The organism is Pseudokineococcus lusitanus (assembly GCF_003751265.1).
Taxonomy (GTDB): Bacteria; Actinomycetota; Actinomycetes; order Actinomycetales; family Quadrisphaeraceae; genus Pseudokineococcus; species Pseudokineococcus lusitanus.
Genome location: NZ_RJKN01000006.1, coordinates 53,247 through 75,293, shown reverse-complemented (window position 1 = coordinate 75,293; position 22,047 = coordinate 53,247). Strand labels below are relative to the sequence as shown.

Sequence of the window (22,047 nt, the reverse complement as noted above, 5' to 3'; positions counted from 1 at the left end):
CAAGGTGAAGCCCTGGAGCTCGCCCTGCGGGTCACTGCCGCCTTTGGGCGCCTCGGTGCCGGACACGACTGGCAGGTCGTCAGAATGGCTGCCCGACGCGTCGGCGAAGGTGTAGCCCAGACCCGCCGTCGCCGGTGCACGGCGGACACCCCGCCGACCTCTGCGCTTGGCGTCGGCTACACGACCTCCTCACGCGGCGTCGGCCGGGCAGCCGGGCAGCCGAAGGGCCGATGGGCGACGCGGTGCTGATCGTCTCGACCGAGTCGACGGCGGCCGCGAGACGGTCGACCACGGCGACGGCGCCGTCCAACCGGGCGGGCAGCAGACGCGCTCGACGACGGGCCAGCGCAGCATCCGGGACAGCGCGTCGGAGGGTAGGCCTTCGTGCTCGCCGGTCTCCGGCGCTGCGCCCATGCGGGTCCGTCAAGCAGGACGGCGAGCACCGGGACGTCCGGGCCCTCGAACCGTCACGCCAAGGTCGATCTCACCTCGGGAGCCCGACGGCGATGCGCCCGACTACCCACGCACGCGCAGGACGTCCGTCACTTGTCGCGCAGGCGGTCGGTGCTGAGCGCCGACCGACGTACTGCTGCAGGGCACAGGTGCTCTGCTTGGCCGACTCGAGGTAGGTGCGCCCAGGCCTCTACCGCCAGCAGTTGCGGGTGGTCGCTATGGCGCCACCGGGCAAGGGACTGGCCATGAGATCACAGTCGAGGGTGCGCCAACGCGCTCAGGCGGTGAGCTTCGCCCCTAGCTGGCGCCCCAGCGCCCCGCAACCAGAGCAGCACGTCACCTCGTTGCCTGTGGACGGAGTAGCGCGCCTTCCACAGGCAGCGCGTCCTCCGCCGGACCGTCAGTGGTGCGAGAGAGGATGTGCCCATGCAGACATTCGCCGCGAAGGCCGAGCCCGTAGGAGACAAATTACGCGGCGGCTATTATACGCCCGACGATATCGCCCGATACGTAGCAGACTGGGTACTGGAGGCGGGCTCCGACGTGCTGGAGCCCGCCTGTGGAGACGGTGCCATTTTGCGCCATCTGATCAGGCCAGGAGTGCGGCCGCAAGGTATCGAGCTCTTCCCCGATGAAGCGCGAAAGGCGCGCGCGACTGGCGCCCCTGTCGTGGACTCTGACTTCTTCAGGTGGTTCGAAGAGTTTAGGCACGGCACGTACGACGGCGTTGCGGGCAACCCCCCTTACATCCGCTTCGGCTCTTGGGAGCATGAGGCCCGCGACCTGGCTCTCGCCTTTCTGAGGCGTGCGGGCATGCGCCCCTCCAAATTGACCAATGCCTGGGTTCCTTTCGTCGCGGCATCCGTCATGGCTGTCCGTGAGGGCGGGCGCGTCGGCCTTGTGCTTCCGGCGGAACTTTTACAGGTCGGTTATGCCGCTCAACTACGGGCCTTCCTTGTCGATATGTGCTCTGACATAACTATCGTGTCCTTTGAAAAGCTCATTTTTCCCGGCATCCTACAAGAGGTGGTACTACTCCTGGCCGTGCGAGGAAAAGGCCCTGCAAGCATCAACACGGTGGAGGTGGCCGATGCCGCGGCTCTCGCCAACGCCTCACTCGAGACCTCCGCTGCTCGCGCGCCCTTGCATGACACAGAGAAGTGGACCAAGTACTACTTAGGGCCCGAGGCGATTGAGCTGGTTCGGAGACTCCGCAACGACCATCGCCTAGCGCCGCTCGGCGCCTATGCCGCGGTGAACGTAGGGGTAGTTACGGGCCGCAACTCGTTCTTCTGCCTTACCGAGGAGGACGTTAAGCGACGTGGCCTAGGGGCTTGGACCATGCCCCTTCTTGCTAGAAGTGCGCAGATGCGCGGCCTTACCTACCGCGCCAGTGATTTGTCGGAGCAGTCTGCAGGGGGCGCGCGCACCCATCTACTGGCGGTCGCGCCAGGTGTGGACCCGACTGCAGCGCCCAGTCTCGCAAGGTACATCGAGGAGGGGGAGGGGGAGGGCGTCCACACTGGCTTCAAGTGCCGTATCCGCAATGACTGGTGGGTCGTGCCGTCGGTAAGTGCGCCTGAAGGTTTCATGCTTCGTCAGGTCGCGTCCCACTTGCGCATCGCCGCAAACGAGGCAGGTGCCACCAGCACCGACACTGTTCACCGCGTTTTCGTCAAGCCAAACGTGAGCATTCAAGACTTGGCGGTTGGCGCCTTCAATACGGTCACGCTGGCGATGTCTGAGGTGATAGGGCGTAGCTACGGCGGGGGGCTCCTCGAAATGGAGCCGTCTGAATGCTCACACTTGCCTGTGCCCGATCCCGCCTTGGTGCCTGATGGCCTGAGTAGTAAGGTCGATGAGCTCCTTCGCGAGCAGCGGGTCGATGACGCGCTCGACTTGGTCGACCGGACTGTCTTAGTCGAGCAGGCAGGCATAAGCCCGGATGACATTCATTCTATGCGCGCAGTGTGGCACCGAATGAGAAGCAGGCGGATGGGTCGGAGTAGGCGATGAGTGACGTGGCCTGACTCCGTTTGACGGATGCTTGTTGTCAGCGACTCCTATTCGATACTTAGCCAGTAGTCGCCATCGACGTCGCGGGCCAGCGTGAGGACTCGTTCGGTCATGTCGACCTCCTCAAACAGTCGCCGGATCGGCTTCAACGACAACTTGGCTGTGTAATTTCGCTGGCTCGATTCGCGCACATGATCGTCTGTCACCTCAAAGAGGTGGATGCCCAGGTAGTCGCCAAGTACTGTGACGTGCATGGGCGCATACGCGGTATCCATCATTCCGCCCGTTCGAGTCGCCGCTTGTTGCCACACCAGCTCGCCAAACAGGTCGTGTCGGAAGTAGGAGGTCTGGTCGATACTGCCTCGCCGATTCCCCTGGGTAAGGGCTACGACGCCGCTCTGGTTGCCATCAGGCTTCCGCTGGGCGTCCGACGCCGAGAGTAATTTACTCCAACTCTCAAGCAGAGAAGAAGGTGCGGCCGCATCCGATGGGGGCTGATCAAGGGATGTCGAGACGGCGGCGGCTGTCACCGGTGCCATGGGTGTTGCGATGGCGGGAAGTCGGACAAGTTGCCGGAGTCTCTGCAACACAGGTCTCTTTCTGCCTGCTCTGTCGACGCCGCGGCGTCCGGCTCTCGTGGCTGCCATTCCCAGCGTACCGTCGGATGCGAGTCGATCAATGTCGGTCGTAGAGTCGATAGTGAAGATGGCTGGTCGCCCCTCATGAAACCACTTGTCGACGGCGCCAGCGATCTCGGCGAGCACGGCCGGATCGTCGCCCTGTCGTGTGTCGAGGGTGATGCCGGCCTCGATGTTCCTTCCGCTCAGCCCCGAAAAGGTGAAATTGGCCGATCCTACGTATGCGGCCATGGATCGGTCTGCTCTTGTGACGTGATAAACCTTCGGGTGAAATAGCCCATCGGCAAATGCTGCGACGCCGATATGGAGATTGTCTCGTGGTGCACCCGCAAGGCGGAGTACATTCTCCACCGTCTCTCGCTTGGTTTCACCCCCGTTGGAACCAAGTAAAATGGACGTTAGTCCGTCGCGCGCCGTTAATCTAGAGAGTGAGTACTCAAGATACCCGAGCGGCTCGGGGCCTACGTAGCCCGTCTGAAGGCGAAGAGACACTAGAGAGTCGTCATGCAGCGTCTCGTTCAGCCAGGTTCCGACGGCCTGTGCTGGATCTCTCGACCCAGAGTCCATGTATCGCACGCTTAGTAGCGTACCCGTGCTCAGCGTGACATGCGCTGACTTCCGAACCCGAAGGGCTGTTGCAGGAGTTCGTGACTCCTAGTGTCTATCGCCCACTGCCGCCGCGGGGCGGCCGTTCGCTGTGCGAAGTACTGATCCGCCGGCGATCGCGCCGACGTTGTGGCCCTCGTCCTCGCCGGCCGTGATGACGCAGGCGCAGACATTGCCGAGGGTAGGCCCGTGTCAGTCGACGGGACGTCCCGGGCGGCGGGGCCACACGGTGGTCCTCTTGATGCCCTGGATGTCGGTGAACGTCACGACACCCTTGGTTCCGTTGAGTCGTCCCCGAGCCGTCTCCATGTCCATCACCAGCGCTCGCTTCCACCGTCGATCGCCGCCCCCGTGGATGACCGGTTGCTCGAGCTTGAGCGTGGTCGTCGGCTCGTCGACCTGGCCGGTCGAGTGCACGCGGCGGACGGGTACCGGGAAGGTCAGCTCGGCATCGATCACCGAAATCGGGAAGCGACCTGGGTTGTGGATGACGATCTCGTACACCCATCGGGCCGTCCCATCGGCGTCCGGCCGGCTGGGGGCTTGCAGCGGCTGCCAGCTGAGGGAGACGCCCTCCGCGGCCAGCCGGTCGTCCTCGTCGCGCTGCTGCCACAGGTGACGCGTCTGCATGCCGGTGAAGACGAGACCGCCGACGGCGAGGAGCGCGGAAAGGATGCCGAGCCACTCAGCGGTCATCAGGCGCCATCCTCACGGGTCGCCATGTCGGGACCGCCGGTGGTGTCGGCGTTGCCCGCCGGCTCCCGCGTCGCGCTCCAGATGGCGTGGTCCAGGGCGGTCGGTGAGGCGCCGAGCCGTTCGGCCACCGCATGGAGGAGGCGGTGCGACTCGTCGGCCGTGCTCGGCCGCCCGAGGGCGTCCTCGACGAAGCGGATGATCCAGCGGTCGGCCTTCACCTCCTCGCGGCCGAGCAGCATGCAGAAGTAGTGCCAGGTCTGGCTGCCGAGGCCGTGGACGCTCGTGTAGGCGGACTTGTGAGCGGTGGGGTCCACGTTGTCGCTCGAGGTCGCCCCGGCCGCCACCAGATGGGCGGCTGCCTCGACGACGGCGTCCGCCTTCAGGCGACCGGAGACCCGCTGCCTGTTGCCGACCAGAGCGGCCAGCTCCTCCGCGTCGAAGGCTGCGAGCGTGCGGAGGTCGTCCGCTCCGGTGGCGCCAGGGCGATCGCGGTACGCCTTGACTACGCGACGGACGCCGGTGTCCTCCCCGCCGTAGCGGGCACTGATGCTGAAGACGGCGTCCAGGAGAGCCAGCTCGGACTGCCCTCGCCAACCGCCGGGCCATCCTGCCCACTCGTCGCGCGGCAGCGTCTCCTCGACGTGGGCGGACAGGCGGGCGACGTCGTCGTCGTGCGTCATGAGGGCGGGTCTACACCGCGGACCGGAGGCGCGTGGACTCTTTCGTCATTACGGATCGCGCAAATGCTCGACGAGCCGCCGCGTCAACGGTGCAGAAGGCGTCAGCTGTCCGCCCGAGCCGCCCTCTCGGCGAGGTCGGCCAGGACGTCCCGCTCGCGGGCGTTGACGGAGCCATCGACCTCCGCGATCTGATGAGCGGCAGCGAGGAGGCCGCTGCGGTCGCCGGGCTCGGCATCGACTCGGGCCCACACGTCCGCGGCGTCCACCTCGACCAGGCGCGCGAGTACCTCGTCGACCACCTCGTGCTGCCCACGCGCGAGGCGCACGAGGTGGCGCATGAGCAGGGCTTCGCTGTCGGAGATGTTCTTGTCAGCGTTGATGACGAGCCACGCCACCCAGAGCAGCGCCTGCGGGTGCTCGGTCCGCTCGACGAGCCGCTCCGCGAGCTCGATGACGCGCGCCTCCTCGCGGAAGACGGCGCGCGCGTGACGGCCGGCGACCAAGGTGGTGTACCGGTTGAGGAGTGCCGCCAGCGGCACGCCGACGAGGGGTATGCCGATCTTGATGACGTTGCGCTGCAGCAGGTACTTGCCGACGACCGGAAGGCCCTTGGCGGCTTGGAGGGTGCCCTTCGCGTAGAAGCGCTTGACCAGTGGTCGCACGACGACGGGAACCGCCTTGACGGCTCCTTCGCCGACGGCCTCCCCCCCCTTGATGGTGAAGGCCACGCGGATGAGCTTCCACAGGTCCTCCGGGTCCGAGGTGTCCAGCGGGACGCGGTAGAGGACGGCGATGTCGTGCGCGAGGCGCAGCTGGAGCTGGGTGACGTACGTGACGTCGACCAGCATCGTCGTCGCGGCGGCGGGCAGCGTCGCCGGCGAGGCGCCGCCCAGGGACCCGATGGTGGCGGCGACGGCGGCTGAGTACGCCCCGGCCGAGAGGCCGCCTTCCAGCGCCGCGTACCGGGCCGCCATCTTGATGCGCTGGTCCACGACCGCGTCCGCCGGCACCCCGGCGTACTTCTCCTGGAAGTACTGCCAGTCCACCTTGTCGGTGTACGAGCCGAGCGCGTGCGCCACCAGCTTCGTGAACCACCCACCGGACTTGATGTCGTCGGCCGCCAGGCTCTTGACGAAGGCGCGCTGCCGGGACTGCTCCTCCGCGACGTGCGCCTCGACGTCGGCAGCGTCGTCGTCCATGTCGGGTGATATGGGAGCCGCGTCCGTGGTGTGGACCTCCGTGCCGTTGGGGTGCTGGTCGGCAGGAGAGTCGGTGACGGGCCCGACCTCGTCCGACGTCGACCCGGTCCGTGTCGCTGGCTCGCCCACGCGCTGCCCCCTGTCGTCGAAGGTGCTCGGGCACCTTGCTTCGGCAGGACCTTAGGTGCGGATTGTCGGACCCGTCAGGCACGGTGCCGGCCCGGAGCCGGTCGGGTGACCAGCGCCGTCACGGGGGAGCAACCATGAAGGCCGACAGCGTCACGCCGCGGGATCCTCGAGGGACGCGACCACTACGAGATCCCGGCGTTCCAGCGCCCGTACGTCTGGAACGAGGAGGAGCAGTGGGCGCCGCTGTGGGAGGACGTCCGGCGGGTCGCCGAGGCCCAGGTCGGCAGTGACGACGACGCGGACGCGCCCGAGCGCCGTCACTTCCTCGGCGCCGTCGTCACGAAGGCGCTCCCCAGCGCAGCGGGCGGTGTCACGAGGCACTCCGTCATCGACGGGCAGCAGCGCATGACGACGCTGCAGCTGCTGCTCGACGCGGCGCAGGCGGCTACCGAGGAGCACGGGCACGAGGAGGCCGAGGACCTCGCCGTCCTCGTGCTCAACCGGTCCAGGCGGCTGGCGGGCATGCCGGAGCGCTTCAAGGTCTGGCCGTCGAGGACGGACCGTGCGGCGTTCGAGGCGGCGATGGACCCTGTGCCGTCGTCGGCGTCGGTCGACCCGGAGTCGCGTCCGCTGAAGGCTCACCGGTACTTCCGTGAGCGCGTGGCGCGGTGGCTGGTCGGCGACATCGACGAGGCCCTCGGCGACGTGGTCGGCAGCCAGGACGAGCGCGCCCACGCCCTGTCGGCGGCGCTGCAGGACCGCCTCGGGCTGGTGGCCATCACGCTCGACGAGTCCGACGACGACCAGCTCATCTTCGAGACGCTCAACGACCGCGGCACACCCCTGCTCTCCGCCGACCTCGTCAAGAACTGGGTGTTCCAATGGGGTCACGAGGCCGGCGCCGACGTCGAGCATTGGGCCGAGTCGCTGTGGCTCGAGCTCGACGACGACTGGTGGCGGGACGAGGTGCGGCAGGGCCGCACCTCCAGGGCCCGCCTCGACATCTTCTTCCAGTACTGGCTGACGGCCAGGACTCGCGAGGAGGTGCCGACGGAGTAGGTCTTCCGCCGTTTCGTCGAGCACGCGAAGCCGCTCATGGCGGACGTCGGCTCCGCCGACGCCTTCCTCCGCCGCCTCGCCGAGGACGCCCGAGTCTTCCGCGACCTCTCGGGACTCGACGCCGAGACCAGCGCTGGCCGCTTCTACGGGCGGGTGGTCGAGGCGCTCGAGCTGGCGTCGACGACGCCCGTGCTGCTGTGGCTTCTGGCGCCCGCTCACCGGGTTCCGACCGCGCAGGTGGACGCGGGTCTGGCCGCCCTGGAGAGCTGGGCGGTGCTGGCGGGCGCTGCTCCGGCGCCCGACGGCTGGCATCAACAAGCTGATGGTCGTGCTGCTGCGCCGCCTCGACGCCGCCGGGGTCGAGGGCGCCGGCGCCGCGGTGGAGGCAGCGCCGCTGTCGTCGTCGGTCGGCCAGAAGGCCGAGTCCCGCGTCGTCGGGAGGTCGGCGCGCAGGTCGTCCGAGCAGGCCGCAGCGCGCGACCGCCTCGTCGACACCCTCGGCAACCTCACGCTGGTCAGCCAGAAGCTCAACGCGTCGCTGTCGAACCGCCCGTGGCGCGACGACGAGGCGCAGTGCCGAGACGGTGGCGGGCAGCTGGCGGGGAAGGGCAAACGGTCTCTGCTGCAGCAGTGGTCGTTGCTGGCCCTCAACAACGAGCTGACGAGCGGGCACCCCGAGGCATGGACCGACGACGACATCCGGCGGCGGGGCCAGCAGCTCGCCGAGCTGGCGTGCCGCTGCTGGCCCCGACCGGCCGGAGAGCCCAGCCGAGGCTGAGCCGACCGGCGTCTGCGCTCAGCCGCGACTCACCGGTGCCCGCCACTGCTGGTGCCGCCGGTCGAACGTCCAGCGCCCCGTGCGGCGCCACGTGCCGCCGGCGTCCTCGAGCGCGACGTCGGCGACGTCGTGGTGGAAGCGGCCGCCGCCGTCGACGAGGCCGAAGAGGTCCTCGACGTGCTCCTCCTCACGCTCGTCGTCGAGAAGGCGGACGACGGTCATCCGGACGAACCACGCCGGGCCGCCGTCGTCCGCCGCGGTGGGGTCGACGTCGGCGTCCTCCTGCCAGGCGGCGAAGCGGTCGGTGGAGGGAGTGGTGATGGTCATGATCGGGCTCCGTCTCGTTGAGGACGTGAGCCGTTGCGACCCACACTCCGATAGGGCCGGAGAGGCGTCCCAGCGGGGGCGCGGCCCGGTCCGTCACCCGGTCGGCGGTGCCGGTCGTGGTCGGTGGGGGCAACCCTCGAGCAAGCGGGTGACGGATCGACGCGCCGGCTTCTCAGGCCGTGCCGGGAGACGACGGTCGAGTGGTGAAGGTCCTGACGCTGCGCCGTGACGACACCTGCGCCGCATGCGCGACGCCGCTCCCCGCCGGGAGCCGTGCCGGCTGGGACGCCGCAGCTAGGACGACGCGGTGTCTCGCCTGCGTCGACGGCGGAGCCGCTCCGGAGGCGGCTCCGCCCGCCGTGCCCCACCCGCGCGCGGCAGAGATGCCGACGCCCGGACGGGCGGGGGCGTCGGCGCAGCGCGAGCACGACCGGCGGGTCGCCGCGCGCGAGGCACGCGTCCGGGCGCGACACCCACGCTTGGGCGGGCTGATCCTCGCCCTGTCCGACGAGCCGGCCAGCACGCGCGTCTGGCAGCAAGGGGCGCGTGGCGAGAGGGCGGTCGCCGAGGCGGTCGACGCGCTGGGGCCGGACGTCGTCGGCCTGCACGACCGCCGCCTGCGTCGGCCCGACGGGCGGCTGTCGACGCCGAACATCGACCACCTCGTCGTCACGCCCGCCGGGGTCTGGGTGGTCGACGCCAAGACCCACACCGGGCGGCTCGAGGTGCGGCGAGCGGGCGATTTCCTTCGCCCTCGGACCGAGCGGCTCGTCATCCGGGGCCGCGACCAGTCACGGCTGCTCGACGGCCTCGCGACGCAGGTCGCCGCGGTGACCGCCGAGCTGGAGCGCGTGGGCGCCGACGTCCCGGTGCGGGGCGCGCTCTGCTTCGTCGGGACCGAGCTGCCGTGGGGCGGTGAGACGGTCGCGGGTGTCCCGCTCGTGGGGCGACGGGGGCTCACCAGGCTGCTCCGCCGGCCCGGTGACATGGCGGTCGAGGAGCGGGCGGCTGTCGCCGCATACCTCGCCGAGCGCTTCCCGACGGCCGGCTGAGCCCGGACGTCGCCCGCCGGGTCGCCGACCAGTGCTCACGCGCGCGGAGTCGTCCGACGCGTCGCGACGCTCGCCGTTCGACCCACGGAGCCTTGAGGCGTCGCCCCGGCAGCGACGGGCCGTCGGTGGTGCCTGCTCTCCTGCCGCCATGAGCGCCCCTGCCGTCGACGGAGACGCCGGCGGCGTCCCGCAGGGTGTGGAGCACGTCCTGCCGCTGCAGCCCGACGACGAGCGTTGGCTGGACCTGCTCGCCGTCCTGCTCGCGACCGACCCCCCGCCCCTCTGCGCCCTTCTCGGCGCGCCGCTCGATGACCCAGCCGTCCTACGCCGCGACGTCAGCCGGCTGGGACGGCAGCCGGGGCTCGTGCTCCGCGGGGCCGACGGCGAGGCCGTCGTCGCCTCCGCCCTGCTCGTCGAGCCTGACGCCGACCGCTTGCGCTACGCGGCGTCCCGCACGCCCGGAGCCATGGCGCACGTGCTGCTGAGGTCACGACACCTCCACCTCGGCGACCCGCCGGCACCGTGGCGTGCCGTCGCCTGGGGGACTTGCTCGCTGCTGCCGCCGGCGGCGGAGGATGGGCGGCGGCGACGGCGGGGGCATGGCTGGCGCACGCGGACCGCGCCGTCCCCCGCCTTACGCCGGACACACCGTGGGGCTCATGGCGTGACGGCGAGGACGTCGCCGCCGCGATGACCGCTCGGCTGTCCTGGGTCGCGGCCCGCCTGCGTCGCAGCACGTCCTGGGACCCGCTCCTCGCCCCGGGCTCCAGCACGCGCGAGGTCCTCCACGTCGAGGTCCCGACCGCCAGGCCGGGGGATGCGGCCGTCCTCAGGGTGGTCGACGGGCTGCCGGCTCAGCGTCGGCCGGCGACAGCAGGCCCGGACGTCGTGCCGGCCGGCCCCTACGTGCTCGTCGGCCTGCGGCAGGACATCGACGCCGGCCGGCGCTTCGACTGGTCGCGTCTCGCCGCCGTGTGGCCGCTCATGGCGGCGGCCCGCGACGACTGGGAGCGCGAGCCTGCCCGCCCCCGAGCCGCCGAGGACCGTTAAGCCCACGAGCGGGCCGTCGCCGTCGGTCTCCCGGCCTTCGTCGGCCGCGGACCGGGCGACTCGGAGGGGTACGGCTCCTCGGTCTTCGGCGCGACCTTCGCCCTGGACCCGGCGCGGACGATGGCCGACGTCGCTGCTGACCTCTCGTCCCTCGAACCACTGCTCGGGGAGATGGCGGCGCTCGAGTAGCCCTGGGACCACCACGCCCGGTTCCGCGGACAGCCTGTGCCCGAGCCGCGCGACGAGGACGTCGGGGCGGCTCCGACTGGCAGGCCGCCAGTAGCGTCCCACCATGCGTGCGACGGTGGAGTTCCTGGGGCCTGTGGTCGTCCCCAAGGCGCTGCGGGACGCGCTCGGCCTCGCCCCCGGCGCGGGGGTGGACGTCTCGCGCTACGGCGCCGGGCTGCAGCTCGTCCCCGCGGGACGGACGGCGCGTCTCGTCGAGGAGGAAGGCCACCTCGTCGCCACCGGCAGCACGCCCGTCGACGACGACACCGTCTTCGGCCTCCTCGACGCCGGGCGCCGTTGACCGCACCGGACGAGCTGGTGGCGCTGGACACGAGCGCCGCCGTCCCGGTGCTCATCGCCACGCACGACGCGCACGAGGCCGTCGCGGAGTGGTGCCGCGGGCGCCGCCTCCCCCTGTGCGGGCACGCGGCGCTCGAGACCTTCTCCGTCCTCACGCGCCTCCCGGGTGACGTGCGTGTCGACGCGGCGGACGCCGTCCGACTTCTCGCCCGCTTCGAGCCGCCCGTCACTCTCCCCGAGGCGGTCTCCGCCCGGCTGCCGGAGGTGCGGGCCGACGCGGGCGTCGTCGGGGGCGCGGCCTACGACGGTGCGGTCGCGCTGACGGCCGTCCAGGCCGGGGTGCCGCTCGGCACCCGGGACGACAGGGCCCGCAGCACCTACGAGGCGCTGGGCGCGAGGGTCTTCGTCGTCGGCTGACGAACGAGGTCGGTCGAGGCGAGCCGGGCAGCTCATCCGCCTGTGCCGCCCCGCGCCGCCCTCAGCACCTGCAGCCGCAGCGCCGCGTGCACGTCGAGGCTCCGCGGCGGCACGTCCCACCCCTGCCCGAGCAGCTCGCCGAGGCGCTCCGCGCGCTGCCGCACCGTGTTGACGTGCACGAATAGCCGCGCCGCCGCGCCCGTCCGCGACCCCTCCTCGAGGACGGCGGCCGCCGTCTCCACGAGCCGGGTGCCGTGGGCGGCGTCGTACGCCAGGGCGGGGCCGAGCTGCTGCTCGACGAGCGCGTCGACGACCTGCTCGTCGTGGCCGCCGAGCAGCAGGCCCGCGAGGCCGAGGCGGGCCCGGTCGGCGTGGCCACGCCGCCAGCCGAGGACCTGCGCGGCGCGGGCGGCCTGGGCCGCCTCGGCGTGCGCGCGCTGCAGCGGGCCGGCGCCGCGGCCGGCGGCGGTCGCGCTGCCCACGAGGCCGGGCACGCCCGCCGTCGCGAGCGCCTCCGCGACGCGGTCGCCGACGGCGTCGGTGGTGGACCCGCCGGCCGGGCACAGCAGGCACACGTGGCCGGCGTGCACCGAGACGAGGCCGCCCCGCGCCACGAGCGGCCGCAGGGCGGCGACGCCGCGCTGCCGCTCGGCCGCCGGCACGAGCACCACGAGCGACGACGCCGGCGCGCGCAGGTCGACCCCGTGGCTGAGCGCCCGGGCCTCGGCGACCTCGCGGCGGGCGGCGCGGTCGCCGTCGGGCCCGTCGTCGAGGTGGTCGCCGAGCAGATCGTCGAGCAGCGTCGACGCCGAGCGGTCCGCGGCCTCGGCCAGCTCGTGCTCGACCTGCAGCGCGAGGCCGACGGCCAGCGCTCCGCGCCCCAAGACGGCGTCCGCCCGCGCCCCGCTCGCCGGGGTGACGAGGCAGCCGCGGCCGCCCTCGACGGCGCACTCGCTCCCCGGGGGCTGCGCATCGTCGGGCAGGGCCGTGGGTGACCCCGACCGCACCTCGCCCCGCGCGTCGAGCAGCGCCACGGGCGCCGCGAGCTCGGCGGCGACCTCCTCGAGGACGGCGTGGCATCCGCTGCCGGTCTCGACCGCGGCGAGCAGCCGCGCGTCCAGCGCCAGCAGCGCCTCGGCCTCTGCGGCCTTCTGCTCGAGCCGCGCGGCGTCGTCACGCGCGGCCCGGGCGGCGTCGCGCAGCTCGGCGATCTCCCCGGCCCGTCGGGTCTGCTCCAGCGCGACGGCGGCCTGCAGCGCCATGAGCCGCAGCGCCGCCAGCCCGGCGGGCGGCATGGCGACGGGCGTGCGGTGAGCGACGAGCAGCGCCCCGACGAGGTGCCCGTCGACCCGGAGCGGCTCGCCGCTGATGGCGCGCACGCCCTCCTCGGCGACGACGGCGTCGATGTGCGTGAGGTGGTTGAGGTCGCGGTCGGCGAGGTAGTCGTCCGTGTGCACCGACGTCCCCCCGGCCGCGACCGCGCCGAGGATGCCGGTGCCCAGCGGCATCCGGATGCCGGCGTAGGCGGCGGTGCGCACGCCGTCGGTGACGTGGATCCACGTCTCGCCCGCGTCGAGGTCGTTGAGCGACAGGTAGGCCATGTCGGCGCCGAGCAGCGCGCGGGTCCGGCGGACGAGCGCCTGGAGGATGACGCCCCGGTCGCGCACGCTGGCGAGGTCGGTGGCGGCGTCGTGCACCGCCCGCAGCAGCGCCTCCGGCGTCGGCGCCCCGAAGCTGCCCACGGCCGCGGCGCGCAGGTGCCCCCCGTCCACCACCGGGCCGACGTCGTCGAGCACGCCCTCACCTCCGTCGGCGGGGTGTGCGTCAGCCACACCCGGGGGGCCGCAGTGTGTCAGCGACGCCCATGGTCGTCACCGTCCCGGCCGTCCCAGTCTGGGCGCGCGCCGCGACGGGGCGGCGCGTCCCGCGAGGGCGCGGGGCAGAACGCGAGACAGGGGTCCGACATGACCGGCAACGCCCCCGACATGACGCTGCACGTCCTCTCCACCGGGGTGATGGAGACCGACCTCACCTGGCTGCTCCTCAAGGGCGGCCGCACCATCCGGGACCGCCACCACAAGGACGACCCCGTCGTCTGGGGCGACTGCCCGACCCACGCGGTGCTCATCGAGCATCCCGAGGGCCGGGTGCTGTGGGACACCGGTGTCCCGCGCGACTGGGAGCAGCGGTGGGCGCCGACGGGCTTCCACGACTTCTTCCCCGTCAAGGAGCCGGTCGACGGGCCCGGCTACCTCGACTCCTCGCTCGCCTCGCTCGAGCTGAGGCCCGAGGACATCGACATCCTCGTGCTCAGCCACCTCCACTTCGACCACGCGGCCAACGCCCGCGACTTCGACAACGGGAGGACGCGGATCGTCGTCAACGACAAGGAGCTGGAAGGCGCCTCCACGATCGAGGGGTACAGCGCCGGCGCGCACATCGTCAGCGACTACCGGGGCCTGCCCTTCGAGACCGTCAGCGGCGACGTCGAGATCCTCCCCGGCATCTCCGTCATCGAGACCCCGGGGCACACCTGGGGAACCATGTCGCTGAAGGTCGACCTGCCCGAGGAGGGCACGAAGATCTTCACCTCGGACGCGGTCTACCTCAGCGACTCCTGGGGCCCGCCCGCCGTCGGTGCCGCCATCGTCTGGGACAACCTGCGCTGGCTCGAGAGCGTCGAGAAGCTGCGCGGCATCGCCGAGAGGACCGGTGCCGAGGTCATCTTCGGCCACGACGGCGAGCAGGCGAAGCAGCTCCGCTACGCGCCCGACGGGGTGTACCGCTGATGGTGCTCCACGACTTCGTCTGCGGGACGGGCCACCGCTTCGAGGCCGGCCTCGCGTCCATGGCGGCGGCCGACCCCGCCTGCCCGGTGTGCGGGGCGGCGTCGCGACGGCGTCCCAGCCGCCTCAACATCGGCGGCCGGGCGTCCACCGGGGTGGCGCGGGAGCAGATGCCGCGCAGCTGGGAGGCCGTCGGCCGGGGCGACCGCGACACCGTCGCGCACTGGCACCGGGTCGCCGCCGACCGGGAGCGGTTGGAGGAGAAGCACCCCGAGCTGGCGGGCGACCGGCGGCCGGTCCTCGCGCACGAAGGGGTCTTCGCGAGCCGACCGCTGCGCGCCGGGGACGACCCGGCCGCCGTCGTCGCGTCGGTGAAGGCGGCGGAAGCCGCGACGGCGCCCGCCCGGGCGGCGTCGTGAGGATCCGCGGCGCCGTCCTGAAGCGGATCGGCGACGAGCGTCCCTACGCGACCTCGCGGCCGATCGCCGTCGTCGAGCTCGAGCTGGACGAGCCGGGGCCCACCGAGGTGCTCGTCCGGATCGAGGCAGCGGGCGTCTGCCACTCCGACCTGTCCGTCGTCGACGGCAACCGGGTGCGACCCGTGCCGATGCTGCTCGGCCACGAGGCGGCGGGGCGGGTGGAGCGCGTCGGCGCCGAGGTCGACGACCTCGCCGTCGGCCAGCGGGTCGTCATGGCCTTCCTGCCCCGCTGCGGCGAGTGCGACGGCTGCCGGACCGACGGCCGCCTGCCGTGCACGCGGGGGTCGGCGTCCAACAACGCCGGCGAGCTGCTCGGCGGGGGACGACGGCTGCACGCCGTGGCCCCGCTCGGCGACGGGGACGACGCCGTCGGGGCGGGCGACGACGTCCACCACCACCTCGGTGTCTCCGGGTTCGCGACGCACGCCGTCGTCGACCGCCGCTCGCTCGTCCCCGTCGACGACGACGTCCCCCCGGAGGTCGCGGCCGTCCTCGGGTGCGCCGTGCTGACGGGCGGCGGCGCCGTGGTCAACGCCGGCAGGCCCGCGGACGGTGACATCGTCGTCGTCGTGGGGCTCGGCGGCGTCGGGATGGCGGCCCTGATCACCGCCGTCTCGCTCGGCCGGGGGCCGGTCATCGGGGTTGACGCCGTCCCCGAGAAGCTGGCGCGGGCGCTCGAGCTGGGTGCGTCGCAGGCGCTCTCGCCGGCCGACGCGCTCGCGGCCGGGCTCAAGGCGCCCGTCGTCGTCGAGGCCGCCGGCAACGTCCGGGCCTTCGAGACGGCGGTGGCGCTGACCGGCGTCGGCGGGACGACCGTCACCGTCGGGCTGCCCGCGCCGACCGCCGAGGCGACCATCAAGCCCCTCGGCATCACCGCCGAGGCGCGGACCATCGTCGGGAGCTACCTCGGGTCCGCGGTCCCCGCCCGCGACATCCCGGCGTACGCGCAGATGTGGCGCGAGGGACGCCTGCCCGTCGAGGCGCTCATCTCCTCGCGGACGCGGCTCGAGGACGTCAACGCCGCGATGGACTCCCTCGCCGATGGCGCGGCCATCCGTCAGGTGATCCTCTTCGGGGAGGACGACGCCGCGTCGTCCGACGACGACCAGGAGGCCGGGCATGACCACCGTTGAGCGAGGGCCCGTCACGTCCGAGCAGGCCGCCCGCGAGAGCAAGCTCCTCGCGGGCGTGCCGACCGACCTCCTCGTCGGCGGGCGGTGGGTGCCGTCGTCGTCGGAAGAGCGCTTCGCCGTCGAGGACCCGGCGACGGGACTCGAGCTGACGACGGTGGCCGACGCAGGAGTCGAGGACGGAGCGGCCGCGCTCGACGCCGCGGTCGCGGCGCAGGCGACGTGGGGGAGGACGGCGCCCCGCGAGCGGGCCGAGGTGCTGCGGAGGGCCTTCGACGCGGTCGTCGCCCGGACGGACGACCTCGCGCTGCTCATGACGCTGGAGATGGGCAAGTCGCTCGCGGAGTCGCGCGGCGAGGTGACCTACGGCGCGGAGTTCCTCCGGTGGGCGTCGGAGCAGGCGGCCCACGTGGCCGGGCGCTACCTGCCCGCGCCGGACGGCAAGCAGCGGGTCCTCGTGGCCAAGAAGCCCGCCGGCCCGTGCCTGCTCATCACGCCGTGGAACTTCCCGCTGGCCATGGCCACCCGGAAGATCGCGCCGGCGCTCGCGGCCGGCTGCACCGTGGTGCTCAAGCCCGCGGCGGAGACCCCGCTGACGGCCCTCCTCTTCGCGCAGGTGCTGCAGGAGGCGGGCGTGCCCGACGGCGTCGTCAACGTCGTGCCGTGCACCCGGGCCGGCGACGTCACGGGGCCGCTCATCGCCGATCCGCGGCTGCGCAAGCTGTCCTTCACCGGCTCGACGGCGGTGGGCAAGCAGTTGCTGAAGCAGGCCGCCGACGGCGTGCTGCGGACGTCGATGGAGCTCGGCGGCAACGCGCCGTTCCTCGTCTTCGAGGACGCCGACCTCGACGCCGCCGTCGAGGGCGCGATGCTCGCGAAGCTGCGCAACGGCGGGGAGGCCTGCACGTCGGCCAACCGCTTCTACGTGCACTCCGCGGTGGCGGAGGACTTCTCGCGGCGGCTGGCCGAGCGGGTCGCCGCGGTGAAGGTCTCGCGGGGCACCGAGGACGGCGCCCAGGTGGGGCCGCTCATCAACGAGAAGGGGCGCTCCAAGGTCGCCGACCTCGTCGACGACGCCGTCTCCCGCGGCGCGCGCGTCCTCACCGGGGGCTCGCGGGTCGAGGGGCCGGGCTACTTCTACGCGCCCACGGTGCTGGCCGACGTCGCGCTCGGGTCGCGCCTGCTGGCCGAGGAGATCTTCGGGCCCGTCGCGCCGGTCGCCACCTTCGACACCGAGGACGAGGCCGTGGCGCTCGCCAACGACACCGAGTACGGGCTCGTGGCGTACGCCTACACGGGGTCGACGGCGCGGGCGCTGCGCCTCGTCGAGCGGCTGGAGACGGGAATGCTCGGGATCAACACCGGCGTCATCTCCAACCCGGCGGCGCCCTTCGGCGGCGTCAAGCAGTCGGGGATCGGCCGCGAGGGCGGCGAGGAGGGGATCGAGGAGTACCTCGAGACCGTGTACGCCGGCATCGCCGATCCCTGGGGCTGACGGCGCGGCCGTCGTCCTCGACCCGTCCACACCCAGGGGTGCCCGCTCGCCGTCAGATCGAGCGGTCGTCGGCGGCACCGGGCGGCGTGGTGGTCCACATGTCGTCGGACCACCTCCGGTGTCCACAGGACGTCGGCGCCCCAGGACGTCGAGGAGCGCGCGTCCCTAGCGTCTCCAGCGCACGCCCGACGACGGGCGTCGAGGCGAGGGGGACGGCATGACGACGGACGGCGAAGTCGACGTCGACACTCTCGTCGAGCACCACCGACGGCTGGTCGACGAGCACGGGGTGTCGGTGGTCCACGTCCGCGGCGACGCCGTGGGCCCGGCGCTGACCCACACCGTGGGGCTCTCGCTGCGACCGGAACAACCCGAGCTGGTGGTCAGCGGCCTCGAGATGGCGGTCTCCTTCCCGTTGCTCGGCCTGGCGACGCAGGCGGTTCTCGACGGGAGACGTCTACAGGCCGGTGACGAGCTGCACGACATCGGACCGGTGCCGGTCCGGCTCGAGCCCGTCAGCCGTCCCGAGCTCATGGTGGTGCTCCAAGCCATGTACGCCGCCGACGGGCCGCCCGTCCCGCTGCTCCAGCTCGTGTGGCAGGACGACGCCGGCCAGTGGCCGTGGGAGCTCGACCGCGAGGTGTGCTGCCGCCCTCGGTACGTCGAGCAGCTGTGACAGGACAGCCGTCCGTGGGCTGACGTGAGGTGACCATCGTCGGGCCAGGACGCCGGTGCCCGCGCTCGGAGCGGAAGTACACCGCCTTCTTCGAGGTACCTGGGTGGACGACGCGGGTACCTTGGTGCCATGGCGCTCAGCATCAAGAACGCGGAGACCGAGCGGCTGGCGCGAGAGCTGGCGCGGGAGACGGGAGAGCCGGTGACGACGGCGGTGACGGCGGCCCTGGCCGCTCGGCTGGCGACGCTGCGGACCACCAGTGCCGCCCGGGAGCAGCGCGCCGAACGGTTGCGGCGGCTCACTGCTGACACCGCGGCCCGCTGGGGCGACGACTCCGGCGACCCGACCGCCGAGCTCTACGACGAAGGGGGTCTGCCGCGGTGATCCTCGACACCTCCGCCGTCGTCGCCGTCCTCCGCGGCGAGCCGGACGCCGACCGGCACCTCGCGGCGATGGAGGGCGCGGAGGTCCTCCGGCTGTCGGCCGCCACGTTGGTCGAGCTGTCGGTCGTCGTCGACGGGCGCCGCGACCCGGTGCTCAGCCGTCGTCTCGACGAGCTGCTCGACCTGCTCGGCGTCGTCGTCGAGCCGCTCACCTCGAAGCAGGCCGCCCTCGCGCGGCAGGCCTACCGCGACTACGGCAAGGGCAGCGGCCACCCGGCCGGGCTCAACCTCGGCGACTGCTTCACCTACGCCTTGGCTGCGGCGACGGGTGAGGCGCTGCTCTTCACCGGCCGTGACTTCGCCGCCACCGACCTACGCCCCGCCCTCGAGGGCGACGTCTGACCGATCGCAGCGGGAGGCGTCGGGCGCGCCGCAGGCGTCCCCGCGTGCCAGCCTCGCCCCGTGCTCACCCCCGACGACGCCGCCTGGACCCGCCCGCTCGGCATCACGGGCCTGACCGTCACGGCGGTCGGTCTCGGCGCCTCACCGCTCGGCGGCATGCCCGCCGCCTACAGTCCCGGCGACGAGCGCGTCGGCGCGGTCGACCTCGTCCGCGCGGTGCTCCGCAGCCCGATCCGGCTGCTCGACACGAGCAACGGCTACCGGGACAGCGAGCGGCACATCGGCGCCGCGCTCGCCGCGGAGGGCGGGCTGCCCGACGACGTCCTGCTCGCCACGAAGGTCGACCCGCTGGGCGACGACTACTCCGGCGACCGGGTGCGCGCGTCGCTCGCCGAGAGCCGCGAGCGGCTCGGCGTCGACCACCTGCCGCTCGTCCACCTCCACGACCCGGAGGGGTGGGACTTCGACGAGCTGTCCGGCCCGGGCGGCGCCGTCGAGGCGCTCGTCGCGGCGAAGGAGAGCGGCGCCGTCGGGCGCATCGGCCTCGCCGGCGGCGACGTCCACCAGATCCGCCGCTATCTCGACCTCGGCGTCTTCGACGTCCTCCTCGTCCACAACCGGCTGACGCTCGTCGACCGCAGCGCCGAGGAGCTGGTCCAGGACGCCGTCGACCGCGGCCTCGCCGTCGTCAACGCGGCCATCTACGGGGGCGGGGTGCTCGGGCGGCAGGAGGCGCCGGCCGACGGGTCGCCCGAGGACTACGCCTACGAGCCGGCACACCCCGCGACGGCGCGGGCGATCCGCGACCTGCGCGCCCTGTGCGCGCGGCACGGCACCGACCTGCCGACCGTCGCGCTGCAGCACTCGCTGCGCGACCCGCGGGTGTCGACGACGCTCGTCGGGATGACGCGGGTCGAGCGGGTCGAGCAGGTGCTGGCCGCTGCGGCGGCCGACGTCCCCGAGGAGCTGTGGGCCGAGGCCGAGGCCCTCGTGCCGCCGCGGGAGGCGTGGGTCGACCACCGGTCCCGCTGAGACGGTGGGCGGCGCGGGCCCCCGCGAAGGGGACCCGCGCCGCCACGGATGCACCGGTCAGGCCGGCGCCGCGCCCTCCGCCGCGTCGGCCGGGGCGCCGTGCTCCGCGAGCACGCGCTGCCGGTGGGCCTTCCGCAGCCGCAGCTCGGCGTAGGCGGCGACGAAGTAGACGACCGTGCCCACCGCCGACACCGTCCAGAAGGCCGACCGGTTGTCCTCGTACGTCGCGAGGTCCGGGCTGCCGAGGAGCACGACGAGCGCCATGACGGTGATGGCGACGAGCGTGGCGATCCACAGCACGCGCAGCGCGCGGGTGAGCGGGCGGCGGTCGGTCGTGTCGACGTCCGGCGTCGCGGCGGCCTGCTCGGCGTGGAGCGCGTCGACCCGCTCGTGCCACAGGGCGTCGGCGGCCTCGCCCTCGGGGTACCGCTCGGCCGCACCCATCCGTCGGGCGAGCAGCAGGTAGAGGCCCATGCTCACGAGGAAGGCCGGCACGAAGGCGATGTAGACGGGCATGAGGCCGGTCGCGACGGCGGCGGCCGCCAGGGCGACCGTCCCGAACCACGCGACGAGCGACGGCACGTTCGTGACGCCGCGGTACCGGGCCCATGACGTCGTCATGCCCAGGCGCGGCAGCAGCCAGTGCTCGGCGAAGAGGACGCCGCCGATCGGCACGATGGCGATGCCCGCGAAGGTCACGAGGTCGAGGTACCCGCGGTAGACGAACGGGAAGACGCTCGCCACGAGGACGACGATCCCGATGTACAGCGTCATCGGCTTACGAGCGACGCGGGGGAAGGCGCCCTGTCCCGCGAGGCCGGCGCGGTAGAGGTTGGCGTTCGCCGTCGTCCAGCCGCCGATGACGACGACGGCGAGGCCGGCGTAGCCGAGCGCCTCGAAGGCCACCTGCCCGGGCTCGATGACCGTGATGCTCGTCTGCACGATGGCCGCGGCGGCCGCGCCCATGACGCCGGCGGCGATCCACGCCATGTAGTGCCCGAGGAACATGCCGAACGCCGACATGTAGCCGTACCAGCTCTTGCGGGCGTACCGCAGGAGGGACATGTCGACGAGGCCCGCGTGGGCGAAGCTGTTGGCCGCCCACGAGTAGCCGATGATCCCGAGCAGGGTGATGCCGGCGGTGCCGTCGGGCGTCTCGCCGGTGAAGATCTCGCTCTGGCCGAGGGCGAGGAAGCCGGACCACCCGTCGACGACCGTCGAGCCGGTCACGGTGTCGGACACCAGGGGCAGCAGCGCGAGGCCGCCGGTGAAGAACATGACGACGAGCCACGGCCCGCAGGTGCTCGCGAACTCCGCGAGGGCGGTGAAGCCGAAGGCGGCGACGAGCACGGCGACGGAGCCGAAGACGAGCGCGAGGACGACGAAGCCGATGCTCGTCGGGTACGCCTCCTCCTGCGCCGGGAAGTCGAGGACGAGGCGGAAGGCCGTGGCCGACACGGTGATCATGGCCGCCGAGATGATGGCGAAGATCAGCGCGTTGACGCCGTTGTAGATCTTCGACGTCGGGCCGCCCGCCACCCGGCTGAGGTACGTGTAGACGCTCATCCGCGTCCGCACGGCGATGGGCGCCGTGACGAAGCGGAACGTCAGGACCGCGAGCAGGTTGCCGACCGCCAGGCCGACGAGCACGTCGACGAAGGACGCGCCGAGGATGACGAAGGTGGCGCCGAAGACGAACTCCGTCCCGGCGATGTTCTCCGCGGAGTAGAGCCCGGCGAAGTGCCCCGGGCCGTGCTGCTCGTGCTTGCCGGCCGGGAGCTGCTCGACGTCGGTGCGCCGCAGCCCCCTGTCGACCTCTGCCGCCGATGTCCCGGCCATGGGGAGGATCCGTCCGCCGTCGTCGCCGGTCGCCGGGTGCTCGACGCACGGAGGAGCCGCCCTGCGCCCCCGCGCGACGTTGGTGCCGCGCCGTCCGGCTGTCAACCGGGGACGCCGGTTGTGGCTGTCGCCGTGGGCAAGACGCTCGGCGACGAGGGCCTGTGGACGACGCCCGACGCGGCAGGTCCGCCGTCCCT

At 72.5% G+C, this 22,047-nt stretch carries 22 protein-coding genes; 15 read left to right on the top strand and 7 right to left on the bottom strand.

Annotated elements, in window-relative coordinates; genetic code table 11:
* The first annotated feature begins 879 nt into the window (after positions 1-879).
* Positions 880-2,469: an Eco57I restriction-modification methylase domain-containing protein gene (locus EDC03_RS11930; RefSeq protein ID WP_123380478.1), complete on the top strand. Its 1,590-nt coding sequence runs from the start codon at positions 880-882 to the stop codon at positions 2,467-2,469.
* Between the two features lie 47 nt (positions 2,470-2,516).
* Here the strand turns inward: EDC03_RS11930 and EDC03_RS11925 are convergent, their stop codons facing one another.
* The 4 genes from EDC03_RS11925 to EDC03_RS17890 all read right to left on the bottom strand — a co-directional run bounded on the left by EDC03_RS11925 (position 2,517) and on the right by EDC03_RS17890 (position 6,288).
* Positions 2,517-3,674, bottom strand: coding sequence for a phospholipase D family protein (locus EDC03_RS11925; protein WP_241967184.1), 1,158 nt, complete (start codon positions 3,672-3,674; stop codon positions 2,517-2,519).
* 231 nt (positions 3,675-3,905) lie between these two features.
* Positions 3,906-4,409, bottom strand: a complete 504-nt coding sequence (locus tag EDC03_RS11920; RefSeq protein ID WP_123380476.1) for a hypothetical protein — start codon at positions 4,407-4,409, stop codon at positions 3,906-3,908.
* On the bottom strand, positions 4,409-5,089 hold the full coding sequence (locus EDC03_RS11915; RefSeq protein WP_123380475.1) for a hypothetical protein: 681 nt from the start codon (positions 5,087-5,089) through the stop codon (positions 4,409-4,411). Before EDC03_RS11915 ends, EDC03_RS11920 begins: the two co-directional genes overlap by 1 nt.
* Positions 5,090-5,190: 101 nt before the next feature.
* Positions 5,191-6,288, bottom strand: a complete 1,098-nt coding sequence (locus EDC03_RS17890; RefSeq protein ID WP_199720204.1) for a tellurite resistance TerB family protein — start codon at positions 6,286-6,288, stop codon at positions 5,191-5,193.
* 291 nt (positions 6,289-6,579) lie between these two features.
* Between EDC03_RS17890 and EDC03_RS11905 the strand changes: the two genes are divergently transcribed.
* Positions 6,580-7,476, top strand: a complete 897-nt coding sequence (locus EDC03_RS11905) for a DUF262 domain-containing protein (protein WP_123380474.1) — start codon at positions 6,580-6,582, stop codon at positions 7,474-7,476.
* A gap of 322 nt (positions 7,477-7,798) precedes the next feature.
* Positions 7,799-8,254, top strand: coding sequence for an HNH endonuclease family protein (locus EDC03_RS11900; RefSeq protein WP_123380473.1), 456 nt, complete (start codon positions 7,799-7,801; stop codon positions 8,252-8,254).
* A gap of 18 nt (positions 8,255-8,272) precedes the next feature.
* On the opposite strand, the gene EDC03_RS11895 is transcribed toward EDC03_RS11900, so the two are convergent.
* The gene (locus tag EDC03_RS11895) at positions 8,273-8,581 is read right to left on the bottom strand and encodes a hypothetical protein (protein WP_123380472.1); all 309 of its coding nucleotides are present in this window, start codon (positions 8,579-8,581) and stop codon (positions 8,273-8,275) included.
* A 479-nt stretch (positions 8,582-9,060) separates the two neighbouring features.
* On the opposite strand from EDC03_RS11895, the gene EDC03_RS11890 reads away from it, so the two are divergent.
* The 4 genes from EDC03_RS11890 (at position 9,061) to EDC03_RS11870 (ending at position 11,628) form a co-directional block, all read left to right on the top strand.
* Entirely contained in the window at positions 9,061-9,633 is a 573-nt protein-coding gene (locus EDC03_RS11890; RefSeq protein WP_158674282.1) for a nuclease-related domain-containing protein, read from the top strand.
* A 690-nt stretch (positions 9,634-10,323) separates the two neighbouring features.
* Complete coding sequence (locus EDC03_RS11880) at positions 10,324-10,683, top strand: hypothetical protein (protein WP_123380469.1); 360 nt, start codon at positions 10,324-10,326, stop codon at positions 10,681-10,683.
* A gap of 292 nt (positions 10,684-10,975) precedes the next feature.
* Positions 10,976-11,212, top strand: a complete 237-nt coding sequence (locus EDC03_RS11875; protein WP_123380468.1) for an AbrB/MazE/SpoVT family DNA-binding domain-containing protein — start codon at positions 10,976-10,978, stop codon at positions 11,210-11,212.
* A 17-nt stretch (positions 11,213-11,229) separates the two neighbouring features.
* Positions 11,230-11,628, top strand: a complete 399-nt coding sequence (locus EDC03_RS11870; RefSeq protein WP_199720203.1) for a PIN domain-containing protein — start codon at positions 11,230-11,232, stop codon at positions 11,626-11,628.
* Positions 11,629-11,660: 32 nt separating this feature from the next.
* Here the strand turns inward: EDC03_RS11870 and EDC03_RS11865 are convergent, their stop codons facing one another.
* Positions 11,661-13,424 carry a GAF domain-containing protein gene (locus EDC03_RS11865; protein ID WP_148058073.1) on the bottom strand — a complete coding sequence of 588 codons (1,764 nt, stop codon included), beginning with the start codon at positions 13,422-13,424 and terminating at the stop codon, positions 11,661-11,663.
* 168 nt (positions 13,425-13,592) lie between these two features.
* Here EDC03_RS11865 and EDC03_RS11860 point away from each other — a divergent pair, with 168 nt between their 5' ends.
* The 8 genes from EDC03_RS11860 (at position 13,593) to EDC03_RS11825 (ending at position 20,011) form a co-directional block, all read left to right on the top strand.
* Positions 13,593-14,417, top strand: coding sequence for an N-acyl homoserine lactonase family protein (locus EDC03_RS11860; RefSeq protein ID WP_123380465.1), 825 nt, complete (start codon positions 13,593-13,595; stop codon positions 14,415-14,417).
* Entirely contained in the window at positions 14,417-14,833 is a 417-nt protein-coding gene (locus EDC03_RS11855; RefSeq protein WP_123380464.1) for an FmdB family zinc ribbon protein, read from the top strand. The genes EDC03_RS11860 and EDC03_RS11855 overlap by 1 nt, the downstream gene beginning before the upstream one ends.
* Complete coding sequence (locus EDC03_RS11850; protein ID WP_123380463.1) at positions 14,830-16,026, top strand: alcohol dehydrogenase catalytic domain-containing protein; 1,197 nt, start codon at positions 14,830-14,832, stop codon at positions 16,024-16,026. Before EDC03_RS11855 ends, EDC03_RS11850 begins: the two co-directional genes overlap by 4 nt.
* A complete protein-coding gene (locus EDC03_RS11845; RefSeq protein ID WP_123380462.1) occupies positions 16,013-17,518 on the top strand; it encodes an NAD-dependent succinate-semialdehyde dehydrogenase in 1,506 nt (501 codons plus the stop codon). Before EDC03_RS11850 ends, EDC03_RS11845 begins: the two co-directional genes overlap by 14 nt.
* Before the next feature lie 217 nt (positions 17,519-17,735).
* Positions 17,736-18,194, top strand: coding sequence for a DUF4262 domain-containing protein (locus EDC03_RS11840; RefSeq protein WP_123380461.1), 459 nt, complete (start codon positions 17,736-17,738; stop codon positions 18,192-18,194).
* 129 nt (positions 18,195-18,323) lie between these two features.
* On the top strand, positions 18,324-18,578 hold the full coding sequence (locus EDC03_RS11835) for a type II toxin-antitoxin system VapB family antitoxin (protein WP_123380460.1): 255 nt from the start codon (positions 18,324-18,326) through the stop codon (positions 18,576-18,578).
* Positions 18,575-18,979, top strand: a complete 405-nt coding sequence (locus EDC03_RS11830) for a type II toxin-antitoxin system VapC family toxin (RefSeq protein WP_123380459.1) — start codon at positions 18,575-18,577, stop codon at positions 18,977-18,979. Before EDC03_RS11835 ends, EDC03_RS11830 begins: the two co-directional genes overlap by 4 nt.
* 60 nt (positions 18,980-19,039) lie before the next feature.
* Positions 19,040-20,011 carry an aldo/keto reductase gene (locus EDC03_RS11825; RefSeq protein WP_199720202.1) on the top strand — a complete coding sequence of 324 codons (972 nt, stop codon included), beginning with the start codon at positions 19,040-19,042 and terminating at the stop codon, positions 20,009-20,011.
* Positions 20,012-20,068: 57 nt separating this feature from the next.
* Here EDC03_RS11825 and EDC03_RS11820 read toward each other — a convergent pair whose 3' ends face one another.
* A complete protein-coding gene (locus tag EDC03_RS11820; RefSeq protein WP_199720201.1) occupies positions 20,069-21,850 on the bottom strand; it encodes a purine-cytosine permease family protein in 1,782 nt (593 codons plus the stop codon).
* Between the last annotated feature and the right edge of the window lie 197 nt (positions 21,851-22,047).

Coding starts and splice junctions, on each gene's coding strand:
- EDC03_RS17890 (WP_199720204.1), bottom strand. CDS start 6,288: ATGGACGACGACGCTGCCGACGTCGAGGCGCACGTCGCGGAGGAGCAG.
- EDC03_RS11920 (WP_123380476.1), bottom strand. CDS start 4,409: ATGACCGCTGAGTGGCTCGGCATCCTTTCCGCGCTCCTCGCCGTCGGC.
- EDC03_RS11880 (WP_123380469.1), top strand. CDS start 10,324: ATGACCGCTCGGCTGTCCTGGGTCGCGGCCCGCCTGCGTCGCAGCACG.
- EDC03_RS11855 (WP_123380464.1), top strand. CDS start 14,417: ATGGTGCTCCACGACTTCGTCTGCGGGACGGGCCACCGCTTCGAGGCC.
- EDC03_RS11875 (WP_123380468.1), top strand. CDS start 10,976: ATGCGTGCGACGGTGGAGTTCCTGGGGCCTGTGGTCGTCCCCAAGGCG.
- EDC03_RS11895 (WP_123380472.1), bottom strand. CDS start 8,581: ATGACCATCACCACTCCCTCCACCGACCGCTTCGCCGCCTGGCAGGAG.
- EDC03_RS11845 (WP_123380462.1), top strand. CDS start 16,013: ATGACCACCGTTGAGCGAGGGCCCGTCACGTCCGAGCAGGCCGCCCGC.
- EDC03_RS11925 (WP_241967184.1), bottom strand. CDS start 3,674: ATGGACTCTGGGTCGAGAGATCCAGCACAGGCCGTCGGAACCTGGCTG.
- EDC03_RS11820 (WP_199720201.1), bottom strand. CDS start 21,850: ATGGCCGGGACATCGGCGGCAGAGGTCGACAGGGGGCTGCGGCGCACC.
- EDC03_RS11900 (WP_123380473.1), top strand. CDS start 7,799: ATGGTCGTGCTGCTGCGCCGCCTCGACGCCGCCGGGGTCGAGGGCGCC.
- EDC03_RS11860 (WP_123380465.1), top strand. CDS start 13,593: ATGACCGGCAACGCCCCCGACATGACGCTGCACGTCCTCTCCACCGGG.
- EDC03_RS11835 (WP_123380460.1), top strand. CDS start 18,324: ATGGCGCTCAGCATCAAGAACGCGGAGACCGAGCGGCTGGCGCGAGAG.
- EDC03_RS11840 (WP_123380461.1), top strand. CDS start 17,736: ATGACGACGGACGGCGAAGTCGACGTCGACACTCTCGTCGAGCACCAC.
- EDC03_RS11930 (WP_123380478.1), top strand. CDS start 880: ATGCAGACATTCGCCGCGAAGGCCGAGCCCGTAGGAGACAAATTACGC.
- EDC03_RS11915 (WP_123380475.1), bottom strand. CDS start 5,089: ATGACGCACGACGACGACGTCGCCCGCCTGTCCGCCCACGTCGAGGAG.